Consider the following 6933-nt stretch of genomic DNA (forward strand, 5'->3'; position numbering starts at 1 on the left):
CGACGTGTTACGCACCGTCACCGCCCTGGAGGTCTTCAGAACCACCGCACCGGGTTTTGAATGACCCTCCTGAACCGGGTCGTCATCGCCCCAGATGCAAGCTGGATCGCCACCTGCGGAAACTCCTTGGAGCAGGAGGAGCGTCCGGAGCGCGCCGTACGGGTCTGGGACTCGAACACGGGCCGGCTGCGCCGCGAGTTCGACGCCGGATACGCAAACGGTGTCGGATCGATGCTGGTAACACCGCAGCATCACCTCGCGACCGCGGGCACAACAAACCCGGGCCTGACCGGCGACCCGGTAGTCCGCATCTTCGACTCCTCGACCGGCCGGTGTCTCCTCGAGTACGAGACCCCCCATCCCCACGGTGCCGGGGCCCTCTGGCTCTCCAGCCCCGGAAAATGCGTCGTCACGGCCGGACGCGTTTTCGGCGACCGGTGGTGGTACGTGAACATGCACCGCAGGGTCAACGGCCGGACGGAGCCGATCTCACCGGGCTTGCCCGACCCCCACGCGGACCGCGGCGTCTGTCTGCTCGACCCGGCCGGTCAGCGTCCCGGCCTCGCCGTCGACACCGGACACCAGGGTCCGGTGACCAAGGTTCTGTTTGGCCCGGACGACCGCTGGTTCGCGACAGTCAGCACACACGATCCGGTCGTCCGATGGTGGGAGACCGCAACCGGCGAGCCGCTGATGAACATCGACACCGGCACCGACCGCGGCGCCCTGCTCGTCAGCCCGGACGGACGCCGGATGGTCACCCGGACCGCCGACGGCCGGCTCCGCCGCTGGGACACCAGCGACGGCCGGGAGCTTGACTGTGTAGCTGGCGATCCCACGATCGGCCACGCCCAGCTATCCGCCGTCAGCAACCATCGGTTCGCCGTTACCGGCAACGACACCGTGCAGCGCTCCACGTAGGACGGTTGACCGCTGGCCGCCATCCGCCTCGACGCAAAGATCAACTCTCACCTGCTCACCGACGGCGGACGGCGTATCTATCTGGCCACCAGCCGCGGGATCTACGCCTACGACATCGGCCTTCTGCCTCTCGAGCAGCCGGGGACCGGGACATGAGGCCTGAGACGCCACGTGCGCGCTTCTCGGCACATCCGCGCGCTGCCACCCGTCAGCCGTCTGGACTCCACGACGGCCGGTCTGCGGCCAGGTGCAGGCACACGGGTTCGTCGTCGAAGTCGATGCCGGCGCGGATGTAGCGGCCGTGCAGGATGTGGCGCAGTGCATCGTCTCGGTCGATGCCAGCGGTGTCCGGTCCCGGGCCGCCGCCATCCCGCTATCGCCGTTCGTGGAGGCGTGTCGGACGCGACGCCGGATGACATTCCCTGGCTGGGTGCTCGCTGGGTGCTCCGCCCGACAGAACCGCAAATCGGACAAGAATCACAAAAGACCCGCTAGATCTTGTCGATATTTATCTATTTTCCCAGTTCAAGCGGTGGGCCGGAGGTACCACCATGCGAACCAACCGGCGACGATCGCCGGTGACCCGCTGCCGCTGACTTTGCCCAGCCCACGGACGTCGGGCGGTGCCCGATGACCCCGGCTCACCGGGCCGAACCGCCGGTGCGGTTCGCCGACGCCCAAGAGATCAACCCGTTCAAGCTCCTTCTCGATCTTCATGACCATGCTGTCACCTGGAGGCCGGGATCCGGTCGCGACGACGTCCTTGCGGAGCTGGCGTTGTCCGCAGCGGTGGTGTCCCGGTGGACGAGCTGGCAGCCTTTGATGATCCACGCCGCACTGCGGGCCGGGGCGGACCTGGCGGACATCGCCGAGGCGACCGGCCTGGATGTCGACGAGGTGGTCCGGCGGTGGCGGCGGTGGGCCGATGTCCAGACGCGGCTGGACATCGGTGGACGTCCGGCAGTGGACCCCGTTGAGGTCCGGGCCATCGAACATCGGCTCGGTCCGGAGGTGGTCAGGTGACGCCGACCCGGATCGCCCGCGACGTGAGCACGGTGGCCGTGGCCGGGATCGCCGCCTGGTCGTCGTGGAGCCATATGGTCGCCGTGGCCTTGAAGTTCGGCGAGCGTCCCGAGGTCGCCTACGTATTGCCGCTGTCGGTCGACGGGATGCTCATCGTCGCCTCAACGACGATGGTGGACGACAGGCGCGCAGGGCGGCGCGTGCGATGGTCGGCCCGGATCGCCTTCCTCACAGGCGTAGGCGCGAGCGTCGCGGCGAACATCGCCGCAGCTCAACCCGCCCTCGGCGCTCGCATTGTTGCCGCCTGGCCCGCCGTCGCCCTGCTCTTGGTGGTAGAGATGCTCTCCCGTGTCCGGCGCACGCCGGCCCCAACACCATCCGACCACGATGCCGGCAAGCCCGACGGTGCGGCTCCCACCGATTCCGTTCAAGAAGCCGGGAAAGCACCGCACCCTGCCTCGCCGATCGACATCCCCGCAGCGGCGAGGACCTCGGAGACGTCCCGGCACCAGGGGCGGACGGGACGCGGACGCCGAAGCAGGAGGGCTTTCGAGGCCGTGCTGAAGATGCGAGCAGAACATCCGGACGCGAGCACAGCGGACATAGCCACGCACCTTGGGGTGACCGAAAGACATGTCCGCAGGCTGTTGATGTCCGCGCCAACGTACCCCGGCGAAGTAGAGCCGGCGCAGGGATACGACTGATTCGCGGGCGCTCCGCCGGGAACCCAAGCAGGCCCAGGGCAGCCCGGCGGCCGGCAGCTGGCTACTGCCGGTCCGTCGGCGGAGAAGGCGGGCTATAAGCGACGCGCCGGATCGGTGGGAGGAGCGGGTCGCGCCGGTCGGTCCGACCTATCAACCAAGCCAGAGCCCGGCGCCGGCGACGAGGAGATCCTGCTTGCGGCGTTCGAAGTCAGGCAGGGCGCGTTCGACGGTCGCCCAGAAAGCGGACGTGTGCTGCGGATGGGCGATGTGGGAGAGTTCGTGCACCAGCACGTAATCGACAAGGCTGGGTGGTAGTTGAAGCGTCGCCCAGTGGATGTTGAGCCGGCCGTTGTTGCCGAGGGAGCCCCACCGGTAGCCCAGGTCCCGGACGTCAAGTGCGGACGGGTGCAGGTCCATGCGGTCAGCCCAGGGACGCAGTCGACCCGGCAACCACTGCCGCCCACGATAGCGGTACCACCCGATCAAAGCTGTGCGCGCCTGCCCGGTGACCGTACGCGGCAGGACGATGCGTCCGCGTTCCATTCGGACCCGGTCGCCGCCCCCGATCAACAGGCGGTGGCTGCGGCCGAGGTACGCGAAACCCTCCCCGTTGACGAACTCCTTCGCCGGCCGAGCGGACAGCAGCAGGTCCTTCTCGGCGAGCTTGCGGTAGACCCACATGCGCTTGGAGTACGCCCAAGCGGCCAGCGCGTCGGCCGGGCAGCCGGCCGGAGCGTGCAGTTGCAGCGATCCGTCGCGGTCGACGGTGATCCCGACCGTGGCGCGCTGCGGCGACTCAGTGACCTCGAACTGCAGGTCGCCGATGAGCATCGTGTCGGGCAGCGCCTCGGCTACGGTCATAGCGCGGACACCAGCCGGTGGTGGTTGTGTTTCGCCAGTTCGAGCAGCCGATCGGAGAGCGGCCGCAGCCAGGCGTAGTCGAACAGGTCGCTGCCGTCCTCCAGACGGGTGTCGTCCAGCCGCTGGATGACTTTTCGGCGCAGTTGCTCGCGTTTATGCGCGTTGTCCCAGAATCCGACCAGCCGAACATCATCCTTGATCAAATGCACAACGTCGGTGGTGGCCTGCCGCAGCGGGCCGGCACGTTCGGGGGTAACCGGCCGGTCGTGCTCGGCGAGTGTCTGGGCGATCAGGTCGCGGAACGGCGCCTCGGTGTGGGGGTCTAGGCCGTCGGCGGCCTCGGTACGTCCGGCCGTCACCGCCGGTAGGAAGTCGGCAAGGGCTAGGGCGAGCTGCTCCCACTGGTCCTTCAACTCGACCAGGATCTGCTCCAGGTGCTCGGAGAGCCGCCGGTAGTGGGCCGGGTCGCGGTCCATATGCTCGCTGATGTGGTGACGGATCGCGTGCTCCATCTCCGACGCCTTGGCGCGCGGGCTGGCTAGCCCGCTTACCTTCTCCGCGTAGTCGGTGGCGGTGATGGAGATCGGCGGAATCTTCTGGGCGATCCCGAGCGCCTGCACATGCGCGTCGATCAGGGCGCGGACCTTCTCGCCGTACACCCGGATGTCGAACAATGTGTGGTCGCGGTATCGCCGGCGCGCGAGCAGGGCGATGGTCCCGAACGCCTTCGCGTCGGCGCCGAATGGCAGCGCCTTCTCCGACGGCAGCACGATCTCCAGGCTCCGGGTGAACGCCTTCATCGCGGTTTCGAACCGCGCCCGAAGCCGCTCGTCGGCGAGTGCCTCCACACAGGCGTCCTGCACCGCGATGCTGTCGAAGTTGCTGATTCCGGGGAAGAGTTGTCGGACGGCGGAATGGGCGGCGGCCAGCTGCGGCACCTCGTCGTTGAGGCTGGTGAGCGCGCCGTCGATGTCGTCGGCCGCGTACGCCTCCAGTGCCTCGGCGAGGTGGTGGGCCACACCGTAGTAGTCGACGATGTAGCCGCAGTGTTTACCCGGCGCGGTGCGGTTGACCCGGGCGATGGCCTGCAACAGGTCGGCCTCCCGGATCGCCTTGTCCAGGTACAGCACCTGTTCGCGGGGGGCGTCGAAGCCGGTGAGCAGCATCGCGTTCACGATCAGCATGGCCACCGGGCTGGCCTGAGCCGCGGGCACGTCCGACAGTGGCAGCTTCTTGTCCTTGAAGTCCTCGATGACCTGCTCGTGGCCGCTGGTCCAGGCCGCGATGTCAGCTTTGTCGTTCTGCGCCGCAGAGATCACCGGCACGAAGTCGAGCTGGGCGATGACGTCGCGGTACCGCCATGCCCGCACGAGCATCGCCCGCTTGGCGGGCATCCGGTCGATGCGGTCGAGGGCGTCATCTGTCCGGTACGCCGGATCGAGATTGTCCAGTTCCGCGACGAGGGCCTTGCGGGCGGCCAGGAACGCGGTGCGGTAGCGGACGGCGGCGCGGCGGCTCGTCGCCACGACCTGGGCCTTGAACCCGTTGGGCAGCACAACGTCGACGAAGTGGCGCAGCATATTTGCCGCCTTCGCGGCGATGAGCTGTTCGGCCTCGGCGACGTGCCGCTTGGTGGCGTACCGCTGCTTGAGCTCCTCAGTTTGCGCCGGGGTTAGCCCGTACAGGTCGATGAACTCGTCGATGTCGTCGGCGTCCCGCACCCCGCCGCTGATGGTTCGTCCCTCGTAGATGATTGGCACCGTGGCGCCGTCGGCTTCAGACTGGCGGATGTCGTACCTGTCGATCGGCGGGCCGAAGATGGAGTACGTCTTCTTCTTGGCACCCATGATGATCGGCGTGCCGGTGAACCCGACCCGGGCGGCGTTGGGCAGCGCCCTCTGCAGAGCGGCGTGCAGCGTGCTGCCGTGTGTGCGGTGCGCCTCGTCTACCAGCACCAGCACCTCGGGAGAGGTGTCCAGTTCCCCGATGCTCTTCAGCGCCGCGTCGTCGGTTTTCTCAGCCTTCGGGTTCCGATACTTCTGGATCATCACGAATACCAACGCCTTGCCGGGCGTGGCCAGCAACTCCTTGGCTTTCGCCACCCGCTGCGCGGTGTACACCGTCTCACCGGTCAGCTCCGCGACTCCGGACAGTTGCCTCTGTAGATCTCGCCGGTCGGTCACCACGACGACCTTGAAGCCGACCAGCGCCGGGTGCGAACGCATCACCCGCACTAGGAAAACCATGGTTAGGCTCTTGCCAGAACCCTGGGTGTGCCAGATGACTCCGCCCCGCCGGTCGTGCTCGCCGTCCTGCGTCCGGGTTCGGCCGGCGATGAGCCGGTCGATCGTGGCCCGCACCGCGCGGTACTGCTGATACCGCGCCACGATCTTAATTTTGCGACCATCGAGCTGCGTGAACAGCGTGAAGTGCCGCATCAGATCCAGCAGCCGGGCCGGGTGCAACATCCCCGCGACCAGTCGCTGCTGCGACGACAACTCCGCCACGCCGAGGTCGGACTTCACATCGTCTTCGGGTACGGGAGCCGTGGTTTTCCACTGCGCGAAATGCTCATTCAGCGAGGTCAACGTACCAACCTTCGCCGTCTCGAAGCAGGTGGCCACCACGAACTGGTTGGTGTGGAACAGCCGCTCGCTGCCCTCAGGCTCCACCGAGCCGCGCTGGTTGGCGTAGCGGCGCAACTGCTCCACCGCGTCCCCGATCGGGTCCGGCTTGGTCGGTGACTTGGCCTCGACGACGACCAGCGGGATGCCGTTGACGAACAGGACGGCGTCGGGGTAGATCGGCGTACGGCCACCGGGCGGATCCACCCGGAACTGGTTGATCACGAGAAAATCGTTACGGGCAAGCGGGGCCGGGCTTTTCCAGTCGATGAAGTGGACGGTACGGGCGCGCCCGCCGTCCCAACCGTCCACACCCTCCACGGTCACGCCGAGCAGGAGCTTTTCGGTCAACTCCTCGTTGATCTCCAGCAGGGAGGTGGCCTGGGGCCGGGTGAGCTGCGAGATCGCCTGGTTGATCCGGCCCTCGTCCAGCCACTCGTTGCCATCGTTCGTGCGGTTGATCCGGCGAAGTGCGGTGCGGAGCCTGTCGAGCAGGAGCACATCCCGAAAGCTCTCCCGGCCGGTAACACTCGGCGCATCGGACTGGATACACTCGGCGTGCTGCCAGCTCATGCCTGCGAGCTGCTGCACCAACGGCAGCTCAACCCGCTCATACTCCGACCGCGAATTCACGCCGCCACGTCCTCCTCAACCTTCACCCGTACATGCCCCGTCAACAGGTCCTCCATGAGTCCTCGCTTGAGGTGTTGCAGCTTTTTCAGCTCCTGCCCCACGGCCCCGGCGTTGTTCCTCTATGCCTGATTTGATCACGGTTTGTTAGATGCGGTAGACGGCGAAGG

The 6933-nt window shown here is 67.2% G+C and carries 5 protein-coding genes; 3 read left to right on the top strand and 2 right to left on the bottom strand.

Going from position 1 to position 6933, the window contains the following annotated elements; genetic code table 11:
• Positions 1-60 precede the first annotated feature (60 nt).
• From ACFHVL_RS30405 to ACFHVL_RS30415, 3 genes are all read left to right on the top strand, one after another.
• The gene (locus ACFHVL_RS30405; RefSeq protein ID WP_416632021.1) at positions 61-921 is read left to right on the top strand and encodes a WD40 repeat domain-containing protein; all 861 of its coding nucleotides are present in this window, start codon (positions 61-63) and stop codon (positions 919-921) included.
• A 630-nt stretch (positions 922-1551) separates the two neighbouring features.
• Entirely contained in the window at positions 1552-1944 is a 393-nt protein-coding gene (locus ACFHVL_RS30410) for a hypothetical protein (protein ID WP_416632023.1), read from the top strand.
• Positions 1941-2648, top strand: a complete 708-nt coding sequence (locus tag ACFHVL_RS30415) for a DUF2637 domain-containing protein (protein ID WP_416632024.1) — start codon at positions 1941-1943, stop codon at positions 2646-2648. Before ACFHVL_RS30410 ends, ACFHVL_RS30415 begins: the two co-directional genes overlap by 4 nt.
• Before the next feature lie 150 nt (positions 2649-2798).
• Here ACFHVL_RS30415 and ACFHVL_RS30420 read toward each other — a convergent pair whose 3' ends face one another.
• On the bottom strand, positions 2799-3509 hold the full coding sequence (locus ACFHVL_RS30420) for a M48 family metallopeptidase (RefSeq protein WP_416632026.1): 711 nt from the start codon (positions 3507-3509) through the stop codon (positions 2799-2801).
• A complete protein-coding gene (locus ACFHVL_RS30425; protein WP_416632027.1) occupies positions 3506-6766 on the bottom strand; it encodes a type I restriction endonuclease subunit R in 3261 nt (1086 codons plus the stop codon). The genes ACFHVL_RS30420 and ACFHVL_RS30425 overlap by 4 nt, the downstream gene beginning before the upstream one ends.
• Positions 6767-6933: the final 167 nt, after the last annotated feature.

Origin of the sequence: Micromonospora sp. LOL_023, from assembly GCF_048060115.1 — a bacterium.
Lineage (GTDB): Bacteria > Actinomycetota > Actinomycetes > Mycobacteriales > Micromonosporaceae > Micromonospora_E.

Excerpts from the sequence above, each read along its gene's own strand:
- ACFHVL_RS30410 (WP_416632023.1), top strand. The coding sequence starts at position 1,552 with ATGACCCCGGCTCACCGGGCCGAACCGCCGGTGCGGTTCGCCGACGCC.
- ACFHVL_RS30405 (WP_416632021.1), top strand. The coding sequence starts at position 61 with ATGACCCTCCTGAACCGGGTCGTCATCGCCCCAGATGCAAGCTGGATC.
- ACFHVL_RS30420 (WP_416632026.1), bottom strand. The coding sequence starts at position 3,509 with ATGACCGTAGCCGAGGCGCTGCCCGACACGATGCTCATCGGCGACCTG.